Below are 26,646 nucleotides of genomic sequence, written 5' to 3' on the forward strand. Positions count from 1 at the left end.
GCTGCCCTCCTTCAGGCCCGGGCGCCGTAGTGCGCGGGGTAGAGCTGGATGCGCCGCCGGGTGACGACCTCCTGCAGACGGTCATGGGCGGAACGGGCGGAGCGCAGCAGGCCCTTGGCGGTGCGGCGCAGCCGCGCCTGGCCGTGGGTGAACACGTCCGCGGTGTCGGGGTCGAAGTCCAGGGCACAGACCACGGGGGTCTGCAGCCACTGCTGCACGTTGCTGGTGGAGGCGCCGCCTTCCTCGATCACCAGCAGGCCCAGCGCGTCGGCGCCGGTGCCGTTGCTCGCCAGGTCCTCCTTCAGGACCCGGACGGCCGGCGCGGCGGCGACGACGGAGGCCTGGGTGGAACGCACCACGAGCAGGACGGCGTCGGCGGCCCGCAGCAGGGGGGCGGGGTAGGAGCGGCTGCTGAGGTGGGTCTCGGACTCGGCCACGATGCGGCCGGCGTCGATGATGACGTCGAAGCCCTGGCCGTCCAGGACCGACAGCAGTTCGGCGATGCTCTCCCAGGTGCGGGCCATGGAGGGGGCCTGGGTCGGCGCGGTCAGGCCGGGCAGCAGCATGCGGTTGCCCGAGTGCTCCTTGTCCAGGGAGATCCAGTGGTGGCGGAACTCCCGGGCCAGGGTGCCCTGCCGGTCGGCCGAGGCCAGCCGGTGCAGGCCCACCTGCGCGGTTCCCTCGCCGGCGAGGTAGCCGGCGCGGATGGTGCCGCCCGCGGGGTCGGCCTCGACCAGGAGGGAGGGGCGCGGCGAGGACAGCGTGAGGGCGAGCGCCGAGCACGTGACCCCGCTGGACTTGCCGGAGGCCAGCGCGATGATGGCCATCAGCTGTCCGCCTCGAGCACGATCGCGACGTCGCCGGCGGCGGCCCATGCGGCGAGCGAGGTGCTGTTGACCTCGGCGGCGGCCACGTCGACGACGACGGCGCCGTTGGCGTCGGGGGAACCGACCCGGGAGACCACGGCGGGCAGGCTGTCGGGATCCGAGCCGGGCTTGCTGGACGTAGCCGAGGCGCTGCCGTCCTGTGGGGTGTGGACCACGGTGACCTTGTCACCGGTGTGGAGCTTTTGCACGGGCAGCTGGCCGGGCTTGGCCAGGATGCCGACCACAGACTTGCCCTTGGTCACGGAAGAGGCGGAACTCACCGAGTCCTGGGTGACGAGAACGCCTTCCGGCAGGTCGGATGCGGCCCGCTTGCCGACGAGTTCGCCCGAATCGGCGGCGGCCACGGAGTGCAGCCCGGAGCCGCGGGATATCTCCGCCGTGACCAGGTCGGAGGCGGTGATGGTGTCGCCGGCGGCGATGGCGTGACGGGTCGCGACGACCGCGATCTTGTCGCCGGCTTCGTTGACCATCCACACCGACACGAGCGCGCCGACGGCCGCCAGAGCCAGACCGGCCCCGACGACCACCGGGCGCCGCCGGCTGCGCGGGGCGTCGTTGGTGATCGGCAGCGGTGCCGGGGCCTGGGCGCGTCCCTGCTCGGGGGCCGCCTGCTCCTTGGTACGAGACATCGTTGTTGCGTTTCCTCGTGCTAGTTGACGACCTGCAGCTCGCCGACGCGCGCTGTGGTGGTGGACGTACGGACCTCGGCGGGAAGCGTTCCGCCCGCACCGGTCGAGGCCTGCCAGGTGATCTCCCACGTGCTGGTCGCGGTGACGGTGAACTTCCCGCCCGGCTGGTCGGTGGAGACCTTCGTGTAGCGGTAGCCGCAGTCCGGCGAGGACTTGCCGCCGTAGGACTTCTTGTACGGCGTGCCCGCCGTGGTGCACGTGACCGAGCCGCCGTCCCCCATGGAATACGTGATCTTGGTGACGCGGGCGGTGGCGGTCACGGACAGGCCCGGCACGGCGGCGGTGGCGCTGTTGGGTCCCCAGGTGGTGTCGCTCTTGGTGTTCCACAGCCACACCGGAACACCCACCAGGCCGGGCGAGTTGGGGCCCGGGGCGGAGCCGATGTCGGCGCCCAGCAGGGTCATCTTGTCGCGCGCCTGGCGGGCGAGTTCCTCCGGATCGGGCAGGATCGTGGCCGGCGGCGTGGTCAGCCAGACGATCCCGCCGACGTCGTTGACGATGCAGTCCTTCATGTAGAAGGCGCCCGGACCGCTGGTGTCGGCGCCGTTCATGTCGGTGTGTCCCGGCCCGGACGGCGGCTGGGGGTCCATCAGCTGGTAGAAGCACCGGTCCGCGGGGTTGTAGCCGGGGGCGCAGGGGATCTCGCTGTCGTCGACGAGCTTGCACATGCCGTCGCCCTTGCCGCTGCTGCTGCCCGTCCCGCCGCCGTTTCCGCTGCTGCCGCCGCTTCCGGAGCTGCCGGGGGTGCCGGCGTCGACGCAGACATCCACGTCCGAGCAGCCGTGGGCGCCGCCGTCGCCTCCGCTCGCGTAGGCCATGCCGGAGGGCAGCAGGGCGAACAGGACGGCGAGGGCACCCGTCGCGCGGGCACCGCGTATCAGCAGCCCTTCGTTCGGTCTGCGGTGATCTTCGTGATGAGCCATGTGTCGCCCTCCAGCGTGGCTTGGGACGTGACGGGGTACTTCAGACGCTGCTTGGCCAGCTCGACGGGCTTGCCGGACTTCGTGTAGACGGGCGTCCACTTGGTCGCGTCGAAGCAGTCGCTGAGCGTGGCGGTCTTCTTCTGCGTGTCGACGGAGGTGACCTGGGGGTCCATCTCCGGGCGGCCGGTGAACTTGATGCCCAGCGACCGGTTGCGCAGGACGGACTTCTTCAGCTCCGCCGCGGCATCGCCCTTGGCGTATTTCGCCAGGTCCTGGGTGTGCAGATCCCCGTCCGCGGCCATCTTGATCTGGATCTCGCGCATGTTCGTGTACGCGGCCAGGACGTCGTCCTTGGCCGCCTGGTCCGCGTCACTTGCCGAGGGCGACGTGGACACGGGAGCGCTGGTGGAGGGCGTGGGTGAAGCGCTCTTCGTGTCATCGCCGCCGCAGCCGGCCAGGAGGCCGGTGGCGACGGCGCAGGTAAGGACGGATCCGGCCAGACGCAGGACGCGGGAACGGGGCTGCAGGGGCGATGCCATCGGGTATGTCCCTTTCGGATGTCGGGTGCGGGCTGACGTACGGGCCATGAGACGAGGCCGCGGAGAGATGCCTCTACCGCGTCTCGCGCATGGTCACGTACGCCGGACCAGGACCCGGCGAGCCTACGAGAACGGTCGGAAGGCAGGCGCTGCATTCCGGCCGGTCGTGGGGCGGGCTATCCGTGAAAGGTGTGGCCTCGGCCGCCGCTCGCTGCGCGGCGCCAGTCCGTCCCGGCGTGCGCGTACGGCAAGCCCTTGCCCGCCGGGCCCAGGGCACGGCGGCGCCGATGGGAGCGACTGCGGCTCCTTTGTGGTTCAACGCGAATTCCCCCTCGCGGTCCAGGACATCGCGTCTCCCACAACGCGATCAGTCCGTCGCCGATTCTTGGACACCTAGATCACGCCAGCCAGTCCCGGTTTTTTCCGGTAGACCGCTTTCCGGTATATGCCGCCGTCCTTTGGCGGTTGGCCGGTATGCGCTCAAGAGCTCAGGGCCGGATCAGCAGGGCGGGGCCATGCGCGCGGAGCGCCAGCTCGGCCGCCCGCGGATCAGGGCCGGTGATGGCCGCAAGACGCCGCTCCACGAAGACCGCGGCGGGGTGGGGGCGGTCGAGCGACTGCAGCAGAGCAAGGAAAGCGGTACCGGTGCGGACCGCGTCGGCCAGGTCGCTGACCGTGAGCCAGTGAGCGGCGGCGTTGCGGATCTGCCGCTCGACGTGGCGGTGCCCGGCGCCCAGGAGCCGGTGGAAGCCCGCGGCGGCCTGGAGCGACGTCTCGGTGGCGTCCGCGGGCCGGCCGGCCATCTGAGCGCAGAAGGCGGCGAGTTCAAGGGCATGCAGGGTGTAGACGTGCAGGGGGCCGTGGCTGTCGGCGAGTTCGCCGCTGATGGCCCGCGCCATGTCCAGGGCCTGCTGCGGCTGTCCGGAGCGGATGGCAAGGCGGACGGCCTCGATGCGCGGAGCCAGGAACTCGGGGACGGGCGCGGGGACGGGCAGGGCGGTAGGGGACATGACTCTCCCGGGGCGGGGCGACTGCGAGCGGGTGCCGGGGGTGCCGCCGCCGGGGGGCCGGCGGCGGCAGCCGGAATCGAGTCCAGCAACGGGTGCTGCTCGACCGCGCACATCACAGGGCGTGGGAGTGCCCTCCGTGCCTGGGCGGCGTTCTCCGTGCGTGCACGGCGCGCCGACGCCGGTAGTCCACCGCGCCGGTGCACGCGAGGGCAACCGGCGCGGCAAGGAATGCAGTTCTTATTTCAATGATCGGAACAGAGGTCGGTCTCCTCGTTCCACCGGCCGGAACGGCATGGGCCCGGGGCGGCTCACGAGGCGGGCGTCTGCGCCGCGGTGCGCTCCCAGGCGATGCGTGCCGCGTGGTCCACCAGCTCCACCAGGTTCGGTGCAGTGCCGTCCTTCTCGAGATGGCGGTACTCCGTGCTCAGGGTGATGACCAGGCGCTCCGGCAGGCCGAGGCCGGGATAGCGGTCTTCCTCGATCAGCAGGCGGGCCGCCTCGACGGCGGTACGGCCCTGGCCGTGCATCAGGTAGGCCTGGTCCGCCAGATCGTCGATGTAGCCGACGTAGGCGCGCAGGTCCTCGGGCGTCATGAGCGGTCCGTGGCCGGGCACGATCCACTCGGGGTCGAGCGCGAGAATCCGCGCGCAGGCCGCCGAGACATTCTCCAGGGGCCCGGCCCAGTGGGAGGGGTGATCGCCGTGGAAGACGATGTCGCCGGCGAAGACCACCCGCTGCTCGGGGAGGTGAACCATCAGGTCGCCGACGGTGTGGGCCGGCCCGACCTCGTGCAGTTCCACCGGAAGTGAGCCCACCTGCAGGTCCCGGCGCCCGGTGAAGGTGTCGGTCGGAGCCACGACCTGGATGCCGGAGAAGTCGAACCGTCCGAAGTGGGTCCGGAAGTACCAGCCCAGGGGCTGGCCGGGATCGGTGTCACGGGTCAGAGTCTGAAGCTGCTCGGGAGCCGGCTCCAGGCACTGGTGCTCCAGGACGGCGTGCGTGGCGAGGACTTCGGCGCCGGGCAGCTGCTGCAGACCCCAGGTGTGGTCGCCGTTGGCGTGGGTGACGGCCACCCTGTTCAGACGGGTGCCCGGGCCGGTGATCGCGCGGGCCGCGTCGAGGAAGGTGTCGGTCAGTGCCGGCGTGTAGGGAGTGTCGACGAGAAGGGCCTCGTCCTGGGACGTGATCAGACCGCAGTTGGCGAGCCCCCAGGCCGCGGACTGCCCGGGCAGCCACGCGGCGACGCCGTCTGCTATCAGTTTCATGTCAGAACTCTGTGTCATGGGCATGCATTGTGGCGGTGCAGGCGGCCCGGCCGGAAATCCAGCCGCCGGACCGCCGCACGCCGTCACCGCGCGGGCTCGAACGGGTCGAACACCAGGAAGAAGAAGCGGGCACCCGGGCTGCCGAACGGCTGCGCCGCGCACATGGTGACGTTGCCCAGCTGCGAGGGGGCGTGCCGGTCGCAGCACCGGTCCCGGGTGTCGGGGCGGCCGGGCTCCGGTTCGTAACCGGCATGCCGCATCACGCGGGTGTCACCGTCGGGGTGGATGTAGGCGATGCTGTGGTTGCGGTAGATCGGGCCGACTACCGGGTCGTCGTTGACTTCCTTGTCGAGCTGCTGGAGGTCGGCACTGTCGGGGTGTGCGGCCACGGCGGTACGCAGCTGGGCGGCGACGGGCGTGGCCCACCGCTTCTCCCAGTCGACCAGGTGGTGTTCGCGGGCGTCCTCGCGCAGGAGCATCCAGCGGATGAGGTTCCGTTCGGGCAGCCGCAGGGGTGTGCCCGGCTGCTGCGGGAACATGGCGATGAAGTCGTCGTTCGCCGCGAGGACGTTCCAGGCCAGGTCGTTGACGTAACAGGGCTGCCCGCTCACCTTGCTGACGGCTCGCTGCCAGGCCGGCGCGACGTTGGTGCCCGCCATCGGGTCCATCGGGATCGGCGGTTCGTGACCGAGCGAGTAGACATACAGCGCGGTCCGCTCCCGCTCCTCCATCCGCAGAATCCGGGCAACGTTGTCCAGGAACTCCGCGGTCGGCGCCGGCATGTCACCGCGCTCGAGGGCCGCGTAGGTCCGCTCGCTCACGTACAGGCCCTGGGCCACCTGCGCCTGGGAGAGTCCCGTGGAACGCCGGCCCCGCCCGGTGCGCTTGGGCCATCCCAGCTCAACTGGGTCTATCTGCTTGCGTTTCCATTGCAGCAGCCGCTGCAACGCCTCCTTGTTGTTCAACTCCGAACCCTCCCCGTGCTGCCGTACTGTCGTGCCCCCCGTGCCGCCGCGATCCGGTGAATTACCGGAAGCGCTTGCTCCTGAAAATGACTGACCGGAAAATTCCGAGCCTGGTGAGCGGGATCTTGGCCGGGAAAAATCGGCCCCCGGATCGCACGTGCGTTGTGGGAGACGCGCCGGTCCTCGATCGCGAGGGGGAATTCGCGTTGCTGCATCCCGTTGCCGCCCCGTCGGATCGTGCCGGCGGCGCCGTGGCCCGCACCATGGCGGTGCTCCGGGCGCTGATCCGGCTCGGTCCGGGCGAGCACGCTCTGGCGTCGATCGCGGAATCGGCGGCACTTCCCGCCGCCACCGCTCACCGGTATTTGCAGGCCATGGTGCGCGAGGGGGCCGTTGAACAGCGAGGGCCACGCGCTCGGTACGCGCTGGTCGACGCGCTGCACGGTGCACCCCACTCGATATCGAAGTCCCAGCCGTCGCCAGCTGGCCAGCCCTCGCCTGCCGTGAGGGCTGAGCTGGTTACCCTACAGTCACGAACTGGCCAAATCGCATTCGTTTATCGCCCGTATCTGATCGGCACACCAATGAGAATCTGTGCAGATCGGGCATACGGCGCGCACGGCGAGACGCTGTTCAAGGAGCCCCGGGAAGCACTCCAAGCACTGGAGTCCGCCCCGCTGGATGCAGATCCCGCAGGTAAGGCGATCCTTGCCTGTCTCGGCGCGCCGATCGGCAGCAAGATCGACATTTCCCGCATCCGTGAGGAAGGTCACGCGCTGGGATCATCCCCTCTCCCGGGCCGTTCCATGATCGCCGCGCCTGTCTGGTACGGCTCGACGGTTGCCGGATCCGTCGCTCTGCTGGCCGGCGACGCCCAGATGAAGCGCGCCGCCACCCGCGCCCGCTACGTCGACGCGGTGATGGACGCGGCCGCGGCGATGAGCGGGCGGCTCACTCGCTCGGGCGCACGCAGGGCGAGCTGATTGACTGCTCCATACCGCGAAGCACCACAGAAAGGCGCCACTCTCGTGTCCCGTTCAGTTCTGATCACCGGCGGCAACCGCGGCATAGGCCTGGCCATCGCCCGCCGCCTGGCCGACGCCGGCGACCGCGTCGCCGTGACCTACCGCTCGGGCGAGCCCCCCGAGGGCCTGCTCGGCGTCCGCTGCGACATCACCGACACCGAGCAGGTCGACCTCGCCTTCAAGCAGGCCGAGGAACAGCACGGCCCCGTCGAAGTCCTCATCGCGAATGCGGGCATCACCAAGGACCAGCTGCTGATGCGCATGAGCGAGGACGACTTCATCGAGGTCCTCGACACCAACCTCACCGGCGCCTTCCGCGTCACCAAGCGCGCCACCCGCGGGATGCTGCGCGCGAAGAAGGGCCGCGTCGTCCTCATCTCCTCCGCCGTCGCCCTGCGCGGCGAGAGCGGCCAGGCCAACTACGCCGCCTCCAAGGCCGGACTCGTCGGCTTCGCCCGCTCCATGGCCCGCGAGCTCGGCTCCCGCGGCATCACCTTCAACGTCGTGGCGCCCGGCCTCACCGAGACCGCGATGAGCGAGCAGCTGAGCGAGGAACAGCTCAGCAACCTCAAGACCCAGATCCCGCTGGGCCGTCTCGCCCGCCCCGAGGAGATCGCCGCGACCGTCGCCTTCCTCGCCTCCGAGGACGCCGCCTACATCACCGGCGCCGTGGTCCCGGTCGACGGCGGCGCAGGCATGGGCCACTGACCGCCATGACCGCCCCACACCAGGAGCCGGATGCGCGAATGACCTGACAGCGGGCAGTCCCCCGCGGGCTGCCCTCCGGCGGCAAGCCGTCTGGTGTGTCCAGCACCCCGGCCCGCCCGCCGCACCTCTGCCACCACCCGGCGAGTGTCCAGCTCGCCCGGTGAAGAACCCGGTCAATGACCGGGCGACACCGCCCCTGCCAGGGCGGATCTCTTGGTTCCCGAAGAACCCGGCCCCACCGAAACGGGGCCGTCGCATGCCCGAAAGGAGGGGCGTGCTCTGCCCATGATGCAGCATGCCCGCGCGCCGGTCCAGAACACCGATGTCCAACCGCACCCAGCCCGCGGACAACCCCGAATATCCACGGACAACCCTTTCATCCTGGTTCGCGGTCACGCGGAACAGGACATCGACACGACCGCGTCCCGCCGCACCCGACGCGGCGACTTCCTGCGCGCCGCCACCTGGGCCATCACAGAACGCCTGCACCCCAAGGCCCAGGACACCACGCTGCGCGTCGCCAAGGACCTCGCCGCCCGGCTCAACGCCGACGGACACGTCGCCTACTGCCGCGACGCCATGTGGCGCCGCCTGGGCCTGAGCCGCCGCACCCTGGAGCGGCACATCGCCGTGCTGCGCGAACTCGGCCTGCTCGCATGGGTCGTCCACGGCAGCCGCACCAACACCCGCCCCGCCGGCAGCGGCGACTGGGCGGGCACCGCCACCATCTACGCCGCCGTCGTGCCCCGCGCCTGGGACCATGCCCTCGGACACCGCGTGAGCGGACACGGCTACCACGCCCGGCACATCGGCTTCACCGACCGCGGCCGCGAGCTCGCCATCGCCGACGCCCGCCGCCGCGCCCGCCCCGCCAACCGCCGTGACACCCCTTCCTGGAGGACCAACCACCCACGACGTACAGCTGAGATGGGGAGGAAGAACAACAACACCGGTGCACCGCCGCCGAGGACCCGCCGCGGCACCGCGCGAACGCACCGCCCGGACGTCCCGGCGCCCTACCGGGCCACCCCGCAGCAGGCCGCCCACGCCGTGTCCGTCGCCGCCTGGATCCGTCCCCGGGTGCCCTGGACCCAGGCCGAGCCGCTGCGCCGGCTCGCCTACGCCCTGCGGCCGTGGATCGCCGCCGGGCAGGCGCCCGCCGAGATCGCCGCCGAGCTGATGGCGTGGCGCGTCCCCCGCCGGCCCGCCTCCCCGGCCGCCGTGATCACGGTCCGCTGGCACGAGGAAACCCGTCAGCCGTCCGTCGGGTACGAAACGCCCGGCCCCGCCGAGGAGGTGGCGTCGGTCCCGCCCAACCAGGCGTTCCGGACCGCCGCAGCCGCCCTGCGTACCCGCCTGCGCCCCCAGCACCCGCCGTCCGAGCCCGAGTTGCCGGCGTTCGTCATCCGCGACCGCATCCTCGCCTCTCTGGCCGAGGCCCAGCGAGCCTGGCGCGCCCGTGCACCCGAGCAGTGCCACACCTTCGCCCAGTGGGAGGCCGTCTGCGACGCCAGGGAACGCGTCCCGTGGTGAGGTTTGCCCGCTGCTCACGACTTTGCTGCCGCGCCCGGGGACGCTGCGCCCGCGGTCTCTCCCGCCGGTGGAGCCTGTCCGGCACGCGGCCGCCGACGACTTCCCATGACAGCCCGTGCCGTCCGCCACAGCGCCCGCAGCAGCTGCCCCAGCGCGATCACGGCGCAGCCCACCGCCCCCAGACTCGCCACCAGGCGAGCTGCCCGCTCCAGCCACTCGGGCAGGTGAAGGTCTCCGATGGTCAGCGCCGTTCCGATCAGACTCAGGCTCAGCGCGGTGAGGACGCCGCTATGCCCGATCACCCCGTAGGTGCGCCGGAGTTCCGCGTAAGCCTCCGGGTGCTCCTCCCGCCACCGGGGCCGCCGAGTCCGGCCGTGTTCACCGTCCATGTCCCTCGCCCTTTCGTGTCCGATCCGTTCCGACCCTCACCGTGCGGGCACCGCCGGCATCCTCCGGCTCCCGCCAGCCCCCGCGGGCGCGGCACCCAGCAGCCGGCCCGACCGGCCGGCCCCTGCGGCCTCGGCCGCCGCGCGGGCCGAGGCGACGGCTTCCTCTCGGCGCTCCACCTCGATCCGTTCGACCGGGAGCGCCCGAGGACCGGTCTCCGCGCTTCCCGTCACCGGCGAGCGCCACAACCCGGGCCGCGAGCGGCGTCATCACCGGCCCGCCCCGTCCCCGCCGGAGGTGCACGACTGCAGCACCGCGCGCATCGCCGTCTTCTCCGCTGCGGACACCGACAACCGGTACTTGGTCTTCACCCGCACCTGCGCCGTCACATACCAGCAGCGTGCGTCCTCGCGCGGCGGCAGCCATGCAGAGGCGTCCTTGGCCCCCTTGGCCGCGTTCGTCGGGCCGTCCGTGGAAACGAGATTTTCGGGGTCGTTGGCATAATTCAGCCTCTCTTGGGCCGACAACTTCCGGGCCCCGGACTGCCAACCGAGCGCCAGCGGCACGATGTGGTCAATCTGCACCGCGAGCGAGGTCCCCGGGCCGCGGTGGAACCGGATCGTCTTGCCGGTGTATCGGTCGTGCAAAGCGCCGGAGACGACCGTGCAGCCGTCCTGGTCCCGCACCACGTCGACCAGGTCGCGGAAGAGGACGTCCTGGCGCGTGGGGCAATGATTGTGCGCGAGGGCGACGGTGCCCTCGTCGCTCCAGGCCGGGCCGAAGGCGTCACGGCTGTACCCGCCGAGGGAGCCGGGGGCCCGTACCGGCAGAGCGTCGAGCTCGGCCAGCGCGGGCTGCGCCTGTGCGGCGGCTCCAGGGGCGGGCACCGCCGCGGCGCTGGAGGCGCTGGAGTCCGTGTCGGCCAGCGGTCCGCAGGCGGTACAGGCCAGCACGCCGGCGAGCACGAGGCCGGCGGTGAAGAGGCGAGGGGGCATGGCGAGTTCCTGTTCGTGTCGAAAACGGCACCGTCGCCTTCTACAGGTGCGGTGAGGAGCAGCGGTGTGACACTCCGGCTGCGATTCCCGTGCTCGATCAACCGATCCGGCCCTCGAAGGTGACGCGGGAGCCGTCCGCGTCGACGGCCTCGATGGTCACCGGCTCGCCGACCGCGGACTGCGGCACGCGGAAGGCGATCGTCTGGGTGGCGGTTCGGTGGGGCGCGATGGCGGCGTCGTGGTAGCCGTACACCGGGCGGATCGTCGCGGCCGGGTGAAGGTCCTCGCCGGTCATGACGCGTAGTGCGGTGCCGAGCCCGGGCAACGGATCGCCGGTGCCGTTCGCCACGCTGAGCTCCAGGCGCGCGGTGCGGACGGAACCGGTGCCGGTGACCGACACCGAGGACAGCCGCACTCCGGCTTTCCACTGCCCGAGGGGTGTGACGTCCTGCCGGCTTCCGGAGCTGCCGTCCGCCTGCGACGCGGTCGCCGCGGCGGGCCGGCCGGGAAGAGCGCTCTCGAAGAACAGCAGGTCCGGCTCGGCCAGCCCCTGCGGCGTCGCCTCCACCGTCACGGTGACCGGCTGGCCCTGGGCCCGGTCGGGCAGGACGAGCCGCACGTCCTGGCGGACGGTCGCGTTCGGCCGGACCAGCGGGGGATCGTCACCGGTGAGAGCGGCGGCCGCTCCGGCCAGCTCGGTGGCCTGGCGTCCGAGCTGGCCGTAGCGCCAGGTCACGGCGATCTGCGGGGCCGTCGCGATCTGCGGCCGCCGGTTGGTGACCGTCAGCCGGGCGCGGTAGGCGCTCGAGCCGGCGGGTACGTCCGCGGCCGTGCCGGCCGGCAGCCGCTCGAGGCGCTGGACCGTCACGGACCAGGCGCCGTCGCCGACCGCCTGCTGGGTGCCCGGCGGCGCGATGCCCCGGGGCAATTGCGTGTCTGCCGGATCACGGTGCAGGGAGGGACTACTGCTGCCGGTGTGCTGCGCGGCGTGTTCGGTTGCCTCGTGGCCTGTTGCGCAGCCGGTGAGGAGGACGGACGCGGCGAGCAGCGTGGCGGGCAGGAGACGGCGAAGGTGCTTGTGGGTGGGCATGATTTCCCCTTGGTGTCGGGTCCTGGTTTCCCGGGCGACGGGGATCCTGCCAAAACGCCTGTGGCCGGCACCGGTTCGGCGGCCTCGCCGGCTGCTCGCAGCCTGCGGACCTCAGGTCACAGCGTGATGGGGACGGGGACGAGGAAGTACTCCTGGTCGCCCACGCGGATCCGGAGAGGGTGGCCGGGCGGCAGCGCGAACAGCCGCTCGTGCACGCTCTCGGGGGTGTCGCTGGAGGAAAGGGCGGGTTGGAGCGCCGTGCGTACGGCGGCGCGTGAAGTGAGGGAGAGGGGGTGGCGCTCGGCGGTGGCCGCGCACTGGTCGAGCTGGGCATCTGTCAGGTCGGATCCCCATCCGTTGCGGAGGGCTTCGACGGCGACGGCGGGCGCGAGAACGGCCCGGTTGTGGTCACGGCAGATGTGGCCGGGCGTTCCGTGGGGCTGGAAGTGGCGGGCGGTGCCGATGGACGTCATACGTGCTCCGGTGTCTGGTGGCGTGGAGGGCCGCCGTGGCGTGGCGGCCCTCCGGGGTTGTGCCGGTCAGGGGCGAGGATTCGCGGGGGGAGAGGACGGTGAGGGCGGGGACTGCCGGGCGGCTGTGTCAGCGGGTGGAGAGGGGGATCACCATGACCCCGGCGGGGAGGTTCAGGCCGGAAAGCATCCGGGCGGTCTGTCCTGTTGCCGTGCCGGGACGGCTGGTGTCCAGGCGCATGGAGTCGAGGAGCGGTCCGCGTGCCGGGTAGAGGTTGACCGTGGTCTCGGGGCTGTTGCGTTCGAAGACGCTGACGGTCGCGTAGGCGAAGCGGTGGGTGTCGCTGAACTGCTGCACCACGGCGAGAGACAGGGGGGCCCGGAGTTCCGGGCTCGCCGGGGCGACCGACAGCGGCAGGACCCGGCGGCGCCACGGCGGCTGCTGGCGGAGCCGGACGAAGGCGATGACGGCGCCGATGACGAGGCCGGTGGCGAATGAACCGAGCTGGAACATGGATCCCCCGTCGTTGTGGGTGGGAGCGGGCGTGAGAGGGAGGAGCGTGGTCAGTCGGCGGCGGTGCTCGTCACGGTGGCGTGCACGAGGTGTGCGAGCCCCTCGCGCCGCGTCTTTTTGCTGAGTCCGTGGATCTTCCGGGCACCTTCCTGCCCGGCCGCTGCGGCCAGCGCCGCCACGAGGCTGCGCACCAGGGCCTTGTGGAGCGGCCCCGACGGCGTGTCCGTCCCGATCGCGGCGGTCAGCGCGCGGGTCACCGGCCGGGTGACGTCGGCGTAGGCGAGGACGAAGCGGGAGTCCTGCTCGGCGGCGACGGCAGTGAGAACGCGGAGGACCGGGCGGTGGTTCTTCCAAGTGTCCAGAACCGCGTTGACGAGCCGGGCGGCGCCGTCTGGGCCGTCAGAGGACCAGGTGCCGTCCTGGAACTCGGCGAGAGCGGCCGTCGTCGCGTCGAGGAGGGGAGCGGAGGCTTCGAGGACGGCGTCCTCGACCTGGGCGAAATACTGGTAGAAGGTCGCGGGCGAGGTGTTCACCTCGTGCGCGATCTGCTTCACGGTGACATTGCGGTAGGAGCCCGTTTCGAGCAGTCCGACGGTCGCCTCCACGAGCTTCTGCCGGGTCTGGAGGGCCCGCTGGCCGGGGATGCGAGCATCGGCCGAGCGTGTCGTGAGGGGGGTGGACAAAGTTGTCTCCTGGGAGTCGTGATGCAGCCGGGGGAGGGCGGCTCGCTCACTGGCGTCGGCCGACCCAACGGATAGTCACATTACACGCTGGAATATGATTTGGCAACGCAGAGGGTGACGCCCGGATCGATCGCGGCGTTCCTAGGTGTCCATGTCCGGTCCGCACGCGCCGCCGTGCGCGATGCGCCGATTGCAGGTGTACGGCGCCTCGTCGCGGCCGAGGTCGGCGCCGCAGAAGCGGTACTCCACGTCGGCTGTCGTGGGCCGGGGATGGTCCGGGCAGGGCTCGCCGGTGGACAACTCCCGGCCGCACGGCGGGGACGCCGCACCGAGCAGGTCCTCCAGCTCGCGGACACGCGCCCGCAGATGGCCGACGCTCGTCCGCAGCGCGAACGCCTCGGCCGCAGCCTCCTCACCGGCCTTCGCGGAGACGTCAGCGGCCGCGTTCGCGATGCGGGCGAACTCCTCCAGACGGCGGTTGCGCCGCTCCAGGTGGAAGATCAGTCCTTCCCGCTCGTGCGGCAGCCGGCGGGCGGCGCGCCGGCGGGCGGACCGGTAGGCGTAGTGGACCCTGCGGGTTTGCGGGGACTCCTGGCCGGCGGCGTCCAGGCAGGCGGCGAGCACGATGGAGCCGGGGGCGCCGGCGGAGAACTCGGCGCTGCCGCAGGGGGTTTCGAGGCGGCAGGCTCCTGACTCGTCCTGAACCGTCCACACCGCGCCGGACGGGTGGCGCAGGAAACGGCCGAGCGGCATGCCGGCCTCGCCGCTCCACCCGGCTTCTTCCAGCGCTTCCACGACATCACGGCGAACCATCCGGGTCATGGGGGTACTTCTCCTTTCATCGGCGGCGGTCATGCCGCGTTGCTGGGGTCGGTGTGCTTCCGCTCGCGCTTGCATGCGCCGCGGTATACGCCGTGCCGTCCGGCTCGTACGGGCGGTGCTGGCCGGTGGGCCGGCTACGCGTCGGTGCGTGCCGGCCCTGCGGCTTTGCGATGGGCGTAGGTATGCGCCGCGGTGAACAGGACCCCGCCGACGAGCACGAGGTAGTCGGCCACCGACCCCGTCGGAAGGAGGGCGGCGCCCGCACCGCGCAGCAGGATCACACAGACGTTCAAGGCGCAAAGGATCAGCACCGTGTCCAGAAGCCCTGCAGCCACCGTCCACGTTCGGCGGAGGCGGGACGCTCCCGCGCCGACGGCCTGCTTCTGAGCGGTGCCTTCGGTGCCGTCGGCGTGCGCGCGGCCGTTGACCAGGCGGATCACCTGGAGCGCGATGAACCCCATGGGGAGGGCGAACAGGACCATCACGGGCTGCTGGAGCAGGACTCCGGTGCCGGCGAACAGCGCCACCAGGCCGTAGATGGTGTGCAGAGCCTGGCAGCGGTGCCGTACGGGCGTCCGGGAAGTTCGGTCGGCGGACATGAGTCTCCTCAAGGCAAAACGGGGTCGGAAGGACGACCGGACCCCGACATGCGGCGGGGGTCCGGTCCGGAGGCCGGACAGGCGTTGCTGCCCGGCCGTACGGGACGTGACGCGCTACGCGTCCGGCTCGCTGTCGGAGGGCACCGCGTGCCCGGTCACCGCGCGGTGCATGCGGTCGGACCAGGGCGCACCGGACGGCCCTACCACGTGCTCGGGAATGGTGATCTCGTAGTGCGGGCAGCTCCCGGCCTTCTCCGCTTCACGCAGTGCGTGCTCGTGCGAGTTCGGGCACTGGTCGCGCTCGTGCTCACTCCTCCAGTACCGGACGGTCACCTTGCGCCCGGTACCGCTCTCGCTGCTGCGCCGCTGCGCCCGGTACCGCTCGCCCGCATCCGGATCGACGAAGACGGTCTCCACCTGGCCGGAGTCCGAGATGCCCCGGCGCCGGTCGGACCGCTGCTCGCGGGGCTTGGCCTGGTGGACCTCGGTCGACAGCACCCGCACCGATGATCGCTTGTGCTGGGTGAGCAGTTCCCACAGGCTGCGCACGTGCCGGATCAGCAGTTCACGGTGGCCCTGGCGTTCGCGGCCCTCCCGGTACCGGTCGGGGTTCTGCGGGTCACGCAGCCGTGTCTCCGGCTCCAGGGTGTCCCCGGGGCGCAGCAGCAGCGTGCCGTACGGCGCGAACGGCAGCGTCAGCAGCGACTCGTCGCACGTCAGGGGCGTCACCCATGTCCAGGAGGCATCGCCGTCCGGGGTCTCCAGCCGGGCCAGCTCCTGATCGTCGTCGACCTGCAGCCAGCCTTCCTCGTCGCGCGGAGACCACGGGCCCCACACGTAGCCGATGATGCGTCGGCCGTTGGGCAGTTCGAAAGGCGAGTCCAGGAACAGCATGCCCCTGGTCTTGGGAAGGTGACCGCGATCGAACGGGGTCGTGCGCTTCACGGCGCGGCGCCGCATGCGACGCAGCGCCATCTGGGCCACGGAATCGGTGGCCTGGAACAGGCGCGCGGACGCCGCACGGTCTGCCTCCTGGCGAAGCTGGGTCACCACCCCCGCTTCGATGCCGTCCGTATGCCAGTAGGCAGCCAGCGGCTCGCGCGCCCGCCGGTAGCTGACGGCTTTGTTCAGGGCCCAGTCGATGTCGCGGGTGTGCGCCGCCACATACCGGCGCCGCCAGGTGCGGATGCGGTGCCAGTCCGGGGTGTCCCAGGCCTCACTTCGGGTATCGGTGAGGCAGGTGCCGGACGGCTGGTCCGAGGCGTCCAGCGCGAGCAGTTCGCGAAACCGCTCGGTCTCGGACTGCCTCTGGTCCACCACGAAGTCGACGGACCCCAGGTGCAGCTCCTGGTGGGCGTCCTCGGGGTCGATCGCCCACTCCAGGCCCGCGAGCTGCCCCAGAGCCGCCCGTACCGTGTCCGGGTCCTCGGACGTCAGGAAATGGGCGACGAGGAGCTGCACGGTGCGCACCGGCGTGTCTACGGCCGCGAACCGGAGCAGACGCTTCAGGAACGAGGCGCCCAAGCCCTCCTGCCCGCTGGACAGGACGAGAAGCCCGTTCGCCGCGCGCTCAGACGCAAGCGCCGCATTCGCCAGGTGCGCATACACCTGGCGGAAGACGGCGGCTTCCTCCCGGTGCTCGATGACGCTTTTGAGCGCGCGCGTCAGCCGGGCGAGTGCCAGCGGGCGGGTGCTCGCCTGGACCGGAGGCCGGACCGAATCAGCGGCGGCGGCGTGGAGTTCTTGGTAGAGCTGGAACTGGAGCGGAGTGATGATCTTGAACTCGTCGTCGGGGACGACCTTTCGCTGCCTGGCGGCGGCCGAGGTGCTTGCCAGCAGAGCGGAGTCAGACACGTCCGATGCGTCGGGCAGATGCGAGAACACGGCAACCTCACCTGGAGTCATGGGAGTTGGGGCGAAACCGCGAGCGCTGTGCGCCAGGCGGTGCACTTAAACTACATCTTGGAAAATGTTTTTGCAACGCCCTGGGGTCGGGGCCTTCTGTGGGCACGGCGTGGGGCGGCCCGGACAGGGCGTCCACCGCGTATGGATCTTGGCCACGACCGGGCTCGTCGCCGCCGTCAGTTCTTCACTCTCCGCGTCGGCTCGGGGCTGGGAGTGCGGCGACGATTTGCTGCCGGGTCTCGGCGGACCTGCATCAATCGCGAGAAGCGGCGCCGGTGGTCACGCGTTGGTGAGGTACCGGCGGTCCGTTACGAGCAGACGGTCCTGGTCGCGGTTATTAGCGAATGGCCGTGACCGGCGCAACGGGTAGGAGGCTCGCTGCTGCCCGTGACGGCCTCCGGAAAGACCTCGAGAGTGCAGCCGCCCGCCTGCGTTCCACCCAGCACGTTATCCGGTACGCAGCGCACGGTTCACGGCGCCCAGCAGGTCGCCGAGGCCGTTGGTGACAACTCCTCCCGGCCGGAACGCGTAGGCAGGGCCGCCCGGTTCGAGGTGATGCGCCTGCCGGCGCCAGCGCCCCAGGTGCAGGTCCTCGTGGTACGGCACGAACGTGATGCCGGTCAGCCTTGCCATCCCCAGAGCGATCAGTTCATCGCGCACGGCGCCGAGGAACTCGTTGTCCGATGCGGCCGGCGAGGCCGGCGTGATGACGAGCTCCCACGGCCCGGAAGGTGGCTGGCTGATCCGGGGTGCCAGAAGCCGGGCTGTCTGCCCGGGCGCGCGCCGGGGCTTCGGCCATGTCCCCTCGCTGTCCAGTTCATTCCAGACCACGTGCTCGAAAGCGCGGACGACGAAGGTGTGGTCGATGGGAATCCCGGTGACGCGGGGACCGCTGCCGGAGTCAACGATCACGAGGTCGCCGGCCTCACCTTCGGCAAGCATGCGCCGCATCTGGGTCCGACGGTGCTGAGCCTTGTAGCGCTGCGCCCGACTCACGGGAGAGAGCTCATGCTCCGCAGGGAGGGGACGTTCCCACGCCTCCAGCGCCTCGGGACTCTGCCACTCCGCTCCGTCCTCAGTGTCTTGGCTGTCGGCCAGCTTCCGGACCGCGGCGCCCAGTGCCGCGCGTGGACCCCCGGGAGTCCACGCAAGCTGGGGTGCCAGACGCAACTGTCCCGGGTTCACCGGTACATCGGGGGTCATGTGCGGCCACAGTTCGTGGGACCGGTCCGAGGTGAACCCGGCCGCGTGTCCGTTGCCCATCAGGTTGACCAGGAGTGCCACACGTGTCCCGGAGCGGGCCAGAGCCACAGCGAGGGCCGTGCTGAGGGTGCTGCACCCGGGCCGTTCACCAGCACTGATGAACTCGACACACCCCGCAGGCCGGCGACCTTGCGCATGAGCGCCTTCATTGCCGCTGCCAGGGACTGGGCGGGACTCCAAGATCGCTGGTCCTTCCGTGGTGGTCGTGGGAGATCGTCGGCGGGCTGTGTCTCTCTGATTCTCCCTGCCGCATCGGCCCTGCCGGGGTGGAATTCTGAGAGACCTCCGCCCCGGCCGGGCCGTCGATGGTCCGAGCAGGCCGTGGACGAGCCGGACAGTGGCCCCGGGGTCACGGGAAGCTGGTACGGCAGCACCGCGCCTGACCGGGGGCCGGCGGCTCACCAGAGCGGTTCCGGGGGGCGGCATCCGGCGCTCGGGATATGCCGGCGACGTGTCAGAACGGCCAGAAAGGGGGCCGGGTCCGGGTGGGGTAGAGCACGGGGCGTTCCTCGAGCTCGGCGATCGCCTGCTCGGCGCGTCGCTGGACCGATTCCTCCAGCAGCCGGGGTTGGTTCAGGGCGTCGCCGCACGAAACGGTGACCCGGCGGCCGAGGCGCCAGAGCTGGGAGTTGACGGCGCAGCAGGCCGCGTTCAGGGGGTCCAGATCGTTGAGCCACCAGCGGTAGCTGGCCGGGTCCGTGCCGTAGACCCGCAGGGCTGCCGCGGCGGCTCGTGCCATCGTGCCGGTGCCGGCGGCGGGTTCCAGGAAGAGATCTCCGGGTTTTCGCTCCGTAGCAAAGATGACCTCGCCGATGTTGTCGGCCGCCATCGCGGGGGTGAAAAACTCGCCGGTGCTCTGCCGCTCAGCGTACGTGCGCATGCGGGCGATCATGAGGCCGAGGAGGTCGTCCGACTCGGCGCGGGCCAGGTCGCTGCAGTACTCCAGCAGCCCTGCACGCACGAGCACCCGGGCGTAGTCGGACAGGCCCCGGACATCGTTCTCGGTCGGCGCAGCAAGCCATTCGTGCAGCGGTCGGGCGACTGCCGCGAGGTCGGGGTCGTAGAGCCGGAAGGTGTTCCAGCCCGCTCTGAGCGTGTCCACGAGCCCTTCGTCGCTCAGGGGGATCAACAGCGGGCCGTAGTCGGGACCCTCGGATTGGCTCGGGGCCGACAGGGCGAGCCCGGCGAGCGTGCCCACGGCGATGGCCCGGTCGCCCGAGCCCCCGCGGTTGGCCACCCACCAGGCATGCGCGGCATCAGCGATCGCATGTGCGTGGTCCCGCCCGCGCTCGGGCGCCATCAAGCGCCGGAACCCGGCGGGCGGGATGCCGTACAGCGTCACGTCGCGTCCTTGTCCGGCTGCTCAGCCTGAGCGGCGAGGCGGTCGAGTTCGGCGGCGAAGGCGGCGAGAACGGTGCGCTTGCGGCCCAGACGCGCGGAGGCGAACGGCTGCTGCACGCCGGGGTGTCCGCTCGGCTGGAACTCGGTGTCGATGATCCATTTCTTGTCGGTCGGCATGAGGGAGAGCCGGAAGGCGGCCTTGTTCTCCAGGCCGTCCCTGCTGAACAGGAGCAGTTCGGCGTACAGGCCGGTCGCTCCGCCCGCCGTGCGCTGGCCGAGCGCCGGTACGAGACCGGTGAAGTCGACGGCGCCGTCGTCGGAAGTGACCGTGACGGAGAACGTCTTGGCCGCGAACAGCGGTCGCAGGACGCTCTGTCCGGCCCGGTGCATCCCGTTGCCCGGGGTCGCCGAGACGACCCGGGCCGCGAGACTGAGCGGGTCGTGGGTGACGGCGGCGGGCAGGCCGAGCGGCGCCAGGGCGCGGAGGAGCCTCTCGCGGCCGAGGGTGGCGAGGTACCAGATCTGTTCGGCGTCGGTTCGGGGGGCTGGGGCGTTCAAGGCGGTGCCCTTTCTCGTGCTGGGGTGCGTTGGGGTCAGGACGCGGCAGCGGGGCCGGAGCCGGTGACCGGGCGGAGAGTGCCGTCGTGGAGTTCGAGAACGGTGCCGACGTCGAACCCGTCCGCCAAACCGAGGAACGCGGTGATGCGCTGGCGCGTCCTGACGCTCTGGACCTGGCCGTCGAGTTCGTAGAGCCCGCTGCGGGTGAGGTGGCCGATGATCTTGCGGAGGACTTCGGCGCGGGGGATGTCGACATCGGTGACCCGGGCGCGGGTCGTGGACCGTCCGAAGCCGAGGCCGACGAAGGTGTCGGGGGTACCCGTGGTGAGGACTTCTCCGGGGAGGGTCCAGGAGTAATCCGCGGGCGACGCGTAGTAGTTGGACTCTGCGGCGGTGATGAGCAGCTTCATCTCAGGCTCTCTCGTGACATGGGGGCTCCGGAGGAGGACGGGACGGGAGGCATCACCTCGACCGCATGATGAATCTACATCACAAAACATGGAACAGCAACACTACAGGGTGGTGCGGGGCTTCGGGCGCCGATCGGCAGCCCACTTGGGGTAGGGCAGAGAGGGCATCCCGAGGACCGTCCTCGACCGCTCGCTGCGCGTGCGCCCGGCGGTCAGCAGATAACGCAGGTTCCCCGGGTGCCGCGCCCGCTGTGCTCCGATTGCCGGAAGGACTTCCGCCAGCCACCGAGCAGGGGATTCGCCGCCGGACTGGGGGCGCGCCCCCAGCGCCCGCAGCCTGCGCACCACCGCTTCCCTGCCGACCTCGCCCCCGGTCACCTTGGCCATCGAACGCGCGCTCAGGACCGACCCGTCCGGCAGGACACACAAGGACCTGGCCGTGCTCCTGCCGGCGAAATGTGCTCCCAGCGCCTGGTAGACGATCCCGAGGTGGCCCGGAGAACCGATGATCACCCCGCCTTCCGTGACCCGCTGCCGAGCAACTGGGTCAGCGAACGAAACGACCCCGCGTACTCCCTGGTCAGCGGCCTGCCGCAGGGCCCGGGAAACCAGGAACGTCTCGCCGTTGGCCGGCACGGACTGCGCGAGCACCAGACGGGCGAGTTCGACGCTCTCCCTATACGGGACCAACCCCGGGAACGGCCTGGTGAGGACACGCTCGTTCATGGGCGATGCGAGCACCACGGCCCCGACGAGGACGTGGCCCTGCACCGTCTGGTCGCCGGGGCCCGGTTCTGCCTCGGTGTCCAGCAATCCGTACCTGTGGATGCTCGCCGGCCACCCGGACAGGTAATGATGCCTGGTCACGTAGGTACGGGCCGTCTCCTCACCGATCCCGACGACCTCGTAGCGCGTCCTGCGGAAGCCGCCCTCCGAGGTGTGCCGCCACCCTGGGACGCCGTAGGTCCACCGCTGGGCGAATCCCCGGGGCTCCCCGGACACGATCGCGCGCAGCTCGCCATTGCTCGGCACGACCGGCCGCCGGCTCACCGCCGGCCCCGCATGTCGGCCAGGTGGTCCAGAAGATCCCTGCGCCACCACAACGCGTACCGCAGGCAGTTCGCCTCGCTCTTGTGCGTCCCGCACATGACGTCGTGTCGGCCGCTCTTGGACCACGCCATGCTGTCGGCCGACACCACGTGCCGCCAGGAGACGTCCAGGCCGGACTTCTTGTAGCCGAAGGCGTGCAGCTTCAGACCGGCGGCATGGAGGTCCTCCAGGATCGTGCCCGCCACGTACGTGCTCGGCCGCCGGCAGATGCTGCCCACTCCGACGAGCGGCTCCTGGGTCAGGTCGACTCCGGCGGCCAGGAACTTCTCCGCACAGCGGAAGTAGTGGGGGCGCAGCCACCCCTGAAGGACTGGGATGATCGGAAGCTCGGGGGCGAGCTCGCGCAGGGTCAGGAAGTTCGCGACGGTGAGGTCCTGGTGCTGGTCGATCGTCAGACCGGTCATACGCAGCGCCTGGTCCTCGCACATGAAGTCCTGCTGACTGGCCCAGGCCAGGCGGCCCACCTCGTCGCGGTACCTGCGGATCAGCTTCACGTACTGGCGAGGACTGGTGCGCCACTCGCCGTACTTGGTGATCTCGGTGAACCCGCCGCTGTCGAGCGCCCACGGACCGCGGGCCCGCGGAAGGGTCTTGACAGCGGCCAGCTGGCGGTTCGACACGAACATCGGCACGCTGTCGAGCCCGAGCCAGTGAGGACGATGGACACCGAGCCAGAACGTCGGGAGCGGGGGAGGCGCCGACGGAGCGGGCAGGGGCAGGGCGTGGACGGGCATGATCTTCTCCGGGCGGTGAGCGGCATCGGGCAGGTGTGCGCCTGCGGCCCGGTGGCTGCGGGCCGAGCGAACTGCCTCGCGCGGCCCGCCGGGCTCGCGCGAGGCGTCTCGTCACCAGCCGATGAGCATCAGGTCCTCTTCTCCGGCGAGCTGCCGCAGGCGAGCGGCGAGCCGGTCCAGGTCAGCCGCCGCGTAGCCGTACCGGTCGAAGGCGGCCCGTGCGGCCAGGGCGCGGGTGCTGGCGGAGGCGAGCTGCCTGCGCGCTGCCCCGAGGACCCACAGCGCCCGCATGGCGGCGACATGCCGGGCGGCTTCCACCACGGGCTCCAGTCCGGACCGGTGGTCCCGCTCGTGCGCGAGCTCGGTGACCAGTCCTCCGACCGGCGCTTTGAGGGTCTTGGCGGATTCGAGCCAGCTCTTGTCGGATTCCGTGAAGGCGAGAAACCAGTCGGCTCCGTCGCTCTGGCTAAACAGGGCGCACTGGAACCGCAGTTCGACCCGGTACTTCAGGGACACTTCCGCCCTGATGTCCAGATGCTCTCCGCGAGCCAGGCCGCTCGCGGCCAGACCAGGGGTGAAGCGGACCTGGGCCTTGGTGTTGTTGACCGTGCTCTCGACGTCGTAGTGCGTCTGGACCAGGGCGTCGACGTCCAGTTGCCCGTTCCTGGCGGACGCCGACGCCGCTGCGGTCGGCTCCGAGAGCAGACCGGACGTCAGCTGTTCGACCAGGTGTGCGGTGATGTCGCCGGCAGTGCACGATCCGGTGTTCGTCTGGATCGCCAGGATCCCGTTGTGCAGTGCTGCTGCCAGCTGCTCTTCGGCGAGGCGCGGGTCAATGCGCGATGGAGGCATGGAGGGATCAACTCCCGGGGAAGAAAGGGGGGATGTGCAGACAGGAAGGTGCGGTCTGCGAGAGGTCTGCTCAGGGCGTCGCCGGTCGAGTAAGGGGCGAGTTGCCCCTACGTGGAGGACCGGCCCGGCACACAGTCAACGTACACGGCGAAAAGTGAATCTGCAACACCCTCAAGGTGGTAGAGCACGCCGCCAGCAGCCCTGCACGCTGCAAGGGACCAGGCGGCAGGCCGAGGACGGACGCCCCGCCCGCAGGGAGGCCCGCCATGAACCTCACCGGCGCCGGCGACGCGCCGGCGGGTCGTCCCACCGCCCTTCGGCGCGGGTCATGCCCTCCGACGCGCATAGTTGAACGGGCTGACGGTCACCAGGGTGCTGGTGGTGATGCCGGCGGGGCTGCCAGCCCAGGTACTCGGGTCGCCTGGGGCATTCTCGCCGTAGTTGATCCAGGAGAAGAGATCGCAGGCAAGCCAGTGCAGCGAGCCGTTGGGTGCCCGCACGTACCAGTCGGAGTCCCCGCCACAGCCGTACCGGTCCACGTAGTCCCACAGGCAGACCACGTGCACACCGGTCACCTCTGCTACGGACCCGAGTACGTCGGCGACTTCGTCGTCGGAGTAGCCCTCGGCGAGGAAGTTCTTCAGGCCGAGCGGTGCGAGCCGTTCCGCGCCACACGGCGCAGGGACGGGATGGTTCACGTGACCCTCCAACACGGTGGTGGACCGTCGTGGCCGGCGGCCCCGCCCAGGCTCGGAGGCCGCAAACGGTCTGGGGGATGGCGAGCGCGCATGATCACGCCTCTCGACCCCTGGCATGGACCTCCCGGCGCCACTCCGCTCCCGGCCCGGGATACGCGGTGTCCAGGAGGTGTTCGGCGAGGTGGTCCGGACGGCTGCTGAAGGTGAGCATCTCCTCCCCGTCGCCGGACTGGACGACGGCCAGGTGGTCTGGATGACGTGCCGCGACCCTGTGCAGGGCGTGGCGGAGCACCGCGGTATCGGCGAGGAGGAGCCGGCCGGGACCAAGGGGGTCGGAGGAGAGCCGTGTGAGGCTGATCGAGCCAGCAGCGGTCCCGAAGGCGCGGGCGGCGAAGTCGATGCTGGCGTACGCCTGGATGATCGCCGGGCAGCGGCTGCCGGCCCTGCGATGGATGGACACGAGGTGGCTGCGGTCGGCGACGTCCTCGCCCGGCGGTTCGGAACTGAGCAGTTGCAGGGTGCGGAAAGGGTTGGACAGCACATCCTCGAAATCCGCCGCCGTGTCGTCACTGAGACCGTACATGCTGACCAGACAGGCGATGTCGGCGGTGAGGACGGAATGCGCGGGGGGCTTCCAGCCGTTGTCGTCAGCGGTCCACGCGAGGCGCCGCTGGAGTTCCCTGCGGCTGTACCGATTCAGCCCCGCGATCCCGAACAGGTAGCGCCAGCTGGGCACATGACAGGGCTCGGCGCTCAGCAGCCACCAGTGCAGCAGCCACAAGGTGACGTCGAGCTCGATAAAGGGGTCTGCTCCGTGATCGTCGTCCAGGAGCCAGCGGGCCCGGTCGGTAGGCACGAGGTCGCGACCCTCACGACGGGCCAGGCCGAAGGCCTGGGACCAGAAGCCCATGGCCGGGACCATGCTCTTGTTGACGCCGAGCTCGACGGTCGCGTCCGGCCGCGTCATGGCCCCGGGGTCGTTCTGGATGGCGAGGTGCACCTTGCGCAACCAGCCCCATCGCGGCGGGTAGCCGCGGTGCCGGCCGAAGGCGGGCAGGCACCCCGTCATCATCGTCTGTTTCTGCACGGGTCTTCCTTCCAGTCGGTCAGCCGGAAAACGGGAGGGGGCTACGGTCGGCAAGTGTCAGGCGTGCGACGAGTCGGGCGAGGGACTGCGCCCAGTCGGCCGCGGTGTCGCGGACGAGGAAACCCGTCGTCCAGGAGGCGCCGTCCCCGAAGCGCGGCTCACTGATCAGGCGCACGGCGCGCAGGCCGGTCCCGTCCGGAGCGAGGGAGAGTTCGTAGGAGCGGGTCTCCGTGTCGATGCTCCAGAACAACTCGCCGTCGGAGTCGGGGCATCCGCAGGTCAGCGCGTACACCCGGGTGCGGCTGGGAAGCGGCACGACCTCCTGGAGCGCCAGGGCGACGATCTCGCTGTCGGTGTGGTCATGGGTCTCAGACATCGGTGCCTCCGGACGGGCCCGCCGTCGCTCCGGCGTCGGGCTTCTCCTGCGGCGCGAGGAGCGATCGCAGGAGCTGGTCAGTAGTTTGGGTGGCGACGGCGAAGCCGATGAGCTCGGCGAGGTCGTCCCGGTGCCGGGCCAGCTCGCGGCGTCGGGTGCGCGCCTCCCGGTCCAGGTCCGCATCCACGAGCACGTCCCCGCACGCGACGACTGCCCGCGGCCCCAGACCCCAGACGATCGCATTCACGGCCGCTGCCGCGGCGGCGAGCGGGTCGAGTTCGAGCATGACCCAGGCGAAATCCGCCGGATTCTCGCCGTTGCGGCGCAGATCCTGAGCCGCCGATCGGAAGAGCCCGCCGGTGCCGGCGGTCGGCTCGATGAACGCCTCGCCCTGCGGGCGGGCCCAGCCGGTGCTTTCGGCGGCCAGCATCGTGGTGACCAGGTCGCTGATGTCCGGAGGCGTGTGGTACTCGCCCATGGTGCGCCGGGACTGGTGATGCCGCAGGTTCGTGATCACCCAGGACATCAGATCGATGTGCGACCGCTGGCCGGGGTCGCTGTCACCCGTGTGGCGGAGCACTCCATGGCGCAGCGCCGCCTTCGTCACGGCCATGACGCCGTTGAGCTGGGTGGAGTTGAGGTCTTCTCTCGTCCAGTCGAACAGCGGCCGGGAGACCTCCCACAGGTCCGGTCGCAGCCCCCAGTAGGAGTCCGCGCATTCGGCAAGTCCGCGGACCAGGACACGCGGCGGCTGCGCGGCGATGTACGAGGCGAGGGTGTCGGCGTGCTCGGCTCCGGGGGACTTGACGGGCCACAGGGCCAGGGCGGCGACGATCCCTGCGGGGATGTCCAGCCGGCTTCCGCCGGCGGAGAACCAGGCCGCGGCGACCGCTTCGCCGAAGACGTCGCCTGCACTGCGGCTCGTCTCGAACGGGAGGCACTCCATGGTGCCCGCGTGCCGGGCGCAGCCGGGATCAGTGCAGTTGCCGGGCGGTCCTGCCAGCGCCGTGGCGACGATCTCGCTGACAAGGCCAGCGGTGGAGGGAGAGGGCATGATCAGCTTTCTGACGGGACGCGCTGGGGTGTGGACAAGAGCGGTCCCCGTCCGAAGCCAGCGCAGGGGGCGTTCGTCCAGCAGCGGGACCACGGCGACCCGGCGCGCGCGGCCCGCCTCGCCCTCCGCCGGGGTGAAGGTGAGCTCCACCGTC

Annotated in this window: 30 protein-coding genes; 3 read left to right on the forward strand and 27 right to left on the reverse strand. The window is 70.9% G+C overall.

What is annotated here, in order from left to right:
- Positions 1-11: 11 nt before the first annotated feature.
- The 7 genes from ABZ896_RS11585 to ABZ896_RS11615 form a co-directional block, all read right to left on the reverse strand.
- Positions 12-827: a hypothetical protein gene (locus tag ABZ896_RS11585; RefSeq protein WP_360925691.1), complete on the reverse strand. Its 816-nt coding sequence runs from the start codon at positions 825-827 to the stop codon at positions 12-14.
- Positions 827-1,516, reverse strand: a complete 690-nt coding sequence (locus ABZ896_RS11590) for an SAF domain-containing protein (protein WP_360925694.1) — start codon at positions 1,514-1,516, stop codon at positions 827-829. Before ABZ896_RS11590 ends, ABZ896_RS11585 begins: the two co-directional genes overlap by 1 nt.
- A gap of 20 nt (positions 1,517-1,536) precedes the next feature.
- Positions 1,537-2,499 carry an ATP-binding protein gene (locus ABZ896_RS11595; protein WP_360925697.1) on the reverse strand — a complete coding sequence of 321 codons (963 nt, stop codon included), beginning with the start codon at positions 2,497-2,499 and terminating at the stop codon, positions 1,537-1,539.
- Entirely contained in the window at positions 2,454-3,038 is a 585-nt protein-coding gene (locus ABZ896_RS11600) for a hypothetical protein (protein ID WP_360925700.1), read from the reverse strand. The genes ABZ896_RS11595 and ABZ896_RS11600 overlap by 46 nt, the downstream gene beginning before the upstream one ends.
- A 488-nt stretch (positions 3,039-3,526) precedes the next feature.
- Positions 3,527-4,048, reverse strand: coding sequence for a hypothetical protein (locus ABZ896_RS11605; RefSeq protein WP_360925703.1), 522 nt, complete (start codon positions 4,046-4,048; stop codon positions 3,527-3,529).
- A gap of 308 nt (positions 4,049-4,356) precedes the next feature.
- Positions 4,357-5,313 (reverse strand): MBL fold metallo-hydrolase, encoded by a 957-nt coding sequence (locus ABZ896_RS11610; protein WP_360925706.1) that lies wholly within the window; start codon positions 5,311-5,313, stop codon positions 4,357-4,359.
- A gap of 83 nt (positions 5,314-5,396) precedes the next feature.
- Entirely contained in the window at positions 5,397-6,278 is an 882-nt protein-coding gene (locus ABZ896_RS11615; protein WP_360925708.1) for a helix-turn-helix domain-containing protein, read from the reverse strand.
- Positions 6,279-6,364: 86 nt separating this feature from the next.
- On the opposite strand from ABZ896_RS11615, the gene ABZ896_RS11620 reads away from it, so the two are divergent.
- The 3 genes from ABZ896_RS11620 to ABZ896_RS11630 all read left to right on the forward strand — a co-directional run bounded on the left by ABZ896_RS11620 (position 6,365) and on the right by ABZ896_RS11630 (position 9,544).
- On the forward strand, positions 6,365-7,261 hold the full coding sequence (locus tag ABZ896_RS11620; protein ID WP_360925711.1) for a helix-turn-helix domain-containing protein: 897 nt from the start codon (positions 6,365-6,367) through the stop codon (positions 7,259-7,261).
- Between the two features lie 45 nt (positions 7,262-7,306).
- Entirely contained in the window at positions 7,307-8,011 is a 705-nt protein-coding gene (locus tag ABZ896_RS11625; protein WP_360925714.1) for a beta-ketoacyl-ACP reductase, read from the forward strand.
- 285 nt (positions 8,012-8,296) lie between these two features.
- On the forward strand, positions 8,297-9,544 hold the full coding sequence (locus ABZ896_RS11630; RefSeq protein WP_360925717.1) for a hypothetical protein: 1,248 nt from the start codon (positions 8,297-8,299) through the stop codon (positions 9,542-9,544).
- 14 nt (positions 9,545-9,558) lie between these two features.
- Here ABZ896_RS11630 and ABZ896_RS11635 read toward each other — a convergent pair whose 3' ends face one another.
- The 20 genes from ABZ896_RS11635 to ABZ896_RS11730 all read right to left on the reverse strand — a co-directional run.
- Complete coding sequence (locus ABZ896_RS11635) at positions 9,559-9,933, reverse strand: hypothetical protein (protein WP_360925720.1); 375 nt, start codon at positions 9,931-9,933, stop codon at positions 9,559-9,561.
- A 267-nt stretch (positions 9,934-10,200) separates the two neighbouring features.
- Positions 10,201-10,926, reverse strand: coding sequence for an HNH endonuclease family protein (locus ABZ896_RS11640; protein WP_360925723.1), 726 nt, complete (start codon positions 10,924-10,926; stop codon positions 10,201-10,203).
- 97 nt (positions 10,927-11,023) lie between these two features.
- Positions 11,024-12,016: a hypothetical protein gene (locus ABZ896_RS11645; protein ID WP_360925726.1), complete on the reverse strand. Its 993-nt coding sequence runs from the start codon at positions 12,014-12,016 to the stop codon at positions 11,024-11,026.
- Positions 12,017-12,132: 116 nt separating this feature from the next.
- Positions 12,133-12,489, reverse strand: coding sequence for a hypothetical protein (locus tag ABZ896_RS11650; RefSeq protein ID WP_360925729.1), 357 nt, complete (start codon positions 12,487-12,489; stop codon positions 12,133-12,135).
- Between the two features lie 127 nt (positions 12,490-12,616).
- On the reverse strand, positions 12,617-13,000 hold the full coding sequence (locus tag ABZ896_RS11655) for a hypothetical protein (protein ID WP_360925732.1): 384 nt from the start codon (positions 12,998-13,000) through the stop codon (positions 12,617-12,619).
- Between the two features lie 50 nt (positions 13,001-13,050).
- On the reverse strand, positions 13,051-13,683 hold the full coding sequence (locus ABZ896_RS11660; RefSeq protein ID WP_360925735.1) for a TetR family transcriptional regulator: 633 nt from the start codon (positions 13,681-13,683) through the stop codon (positions 13,051-13,053).
- A 141-nt stretch (positions 13,684-13,824) separates the two neighbouring features.
- Positions 13,825-14,505, reverse strand: a complete 681-nt coding sequence (locus ABZ896_RS11665; protein ID WP_360925738.1) for a hypothetical protein — start codon at positions 14,503-14,505, stop codon at positions 13,825-13,827.
- Positions 14,506-14,639: 134 nt separating this feature from the next.
- Positions 14,640-15,104: a hypothetical protein gene (locus ABZ896_RS11670; RefSeq protein ID WP_360925740.1), complete on the reverse strand. Its 465-nt coding sequence runs from the start codon at positions 15,102-15,104 to the stop codon at positions 14,640-14,642.
- 114 nt (positions 15,105-15,218) lie between these two features.
- A complete protein-coding gene (locus tag ABZ896_RS11675) occupies positions 15,219-16,958 on the reverse strand; it encodes a hypothetical protein (protein ID WP_360925743.1) in 1,740 nt (579 codons plus the stop codon).
- Between the two features lie 498 nt (positions 16,959-17,456).
- Positions 17,457-18,293, reverse strand: coding sequence for a hypothetical protein (locus ABZ896_RS11680; RefSeq protein WP_360925746.1), 837 nt, complete (start codon positions 18,291-18,293; stop codon positions 17,457-17,459).
- 433 nt (positions 18,294-18,726) lie between these two features.
- Complete coding sequence (locus ABZ896_RS11685; protein ID WP_360925749.1) at positions 18,727-19,614, reverse strand: hypothetical protein; 888 nt, start codon at positions 19,612-19,614, stop codon at positions 18,727-18,729.
- On the reverse strand, positions 19,611-20,171 hold the full coding sequence (locus ABZ896_RS11690; RefSeq protein WP_360925752.1) for a hypothetical protein: 561 nt from the start codon (positions 20,169-20,171) through the stop codon (positions 19,611-19,613). Before ABZ896_RS11690 ends, ABZ896_RS11685 begins: the two co-directional genes overlap by 4 nt.
- 35 nt (positions 20,172-20,206) lie before the next feature.
- Positions 20,207-20,581, reverse strand: a complete 375-nt coding sequence (locus tag ABZ896_RS11695) for a hypothetical protein (RefSeq protein ID WP_360925755.1) — start codon at positions 20,579-20,581, stop codon at positions 20,207-20,209.
- Positions 20,582-20,683: 102 nt separating this feature from the next.
- On the reverse strand, positions 20,684-21,631 hold the full coding sequence (locus ABZ896_RS11700) for a hypothetical protein (protein WP_360925758.1): 948 nt from the start codon (positions 21,629-21,631) through the stop codon (positions 20,684-20,686).
- On the reverse strand, positions 21,628-22,425 hold the full coding sequence (locus ABZ896_RS11705) for a hypothetical protein (RefSeq protein ID WP_360925761.1): 798 nt from the start codon (positions 22,423-22,425) through the stop codon (positions 21,628-21,630). Before ABZ896_RS11705 ends, ABZ896_RS11700 begins: the two co-directional genes overlap by 4 nt.
- 111 nt (positions 22,426-22,536) lie before the next feature.
- Positions 22,537-23,277, reverse strand: a complete 741-nt coding sequence (locus ABZ896_RS11710; protein WP_360925763.1) for a hypothetical protein — start codon at positions 23,275-23,277, stop codon at positions 22,537-22,539.
- Positions 23,278-23,603: 326 nt separating this feature from the next.
- Positions 23,604-23,975 (reverse strand): hypothetical protein, encoded by a 372-nt coding sequence (locus tag ABZ896_RS11715; protein ID WP_360925766.1) that lies wholly within the window; start codon positions 23,973-23,975, stop codon positions 23,604-23,606.
- Between the two features lie 94 nt (positions 23,976-24,069).
- Positions 24,070-25,062, reverse strand: a complete 993-nt coding sequence (locus ABZ896_RS11720) for a DUF4007 family protein (protein ID WP_360925768.1) — start codon at positions 25,060-25,062, stop codon at positions 24,070-24,072.
- A gap of 19 nt (positions 25,063-25,081) precedes the next feature.
- On the reverse strand, positions 25,082-25,438 hold the full coding sequence (locus ABZ896_RS11725) for a hypothetical protein (protein ID WP_360925771.1): 357 nt from the start codon (positions 25,436-25,438) through the stop codon (positions 25,082-25,084).
- Positions 25,431-26,646, reverse strand: a 1,216-nt coding sequence (locus ABZ896_RS11730; RefSeq protein ID WP_360925774.1) for an N-6 DNA methylase, incomplete at its 5' end; no start/stop codon positions are given. The genes ABZ896_RS11730 and ABZ896_RS11725, both read right to left, overlap by 8 nt.

The organism is Streptomyces sp. NPDC047072 (assembly GCF_040643855.1).
In the GTDB taxonomy this organism is placed as follows: Bacteria; Actinomycetota; Actinomycetes; order Streptomycetales; family Streptomycetaceae; genus Streptomyces.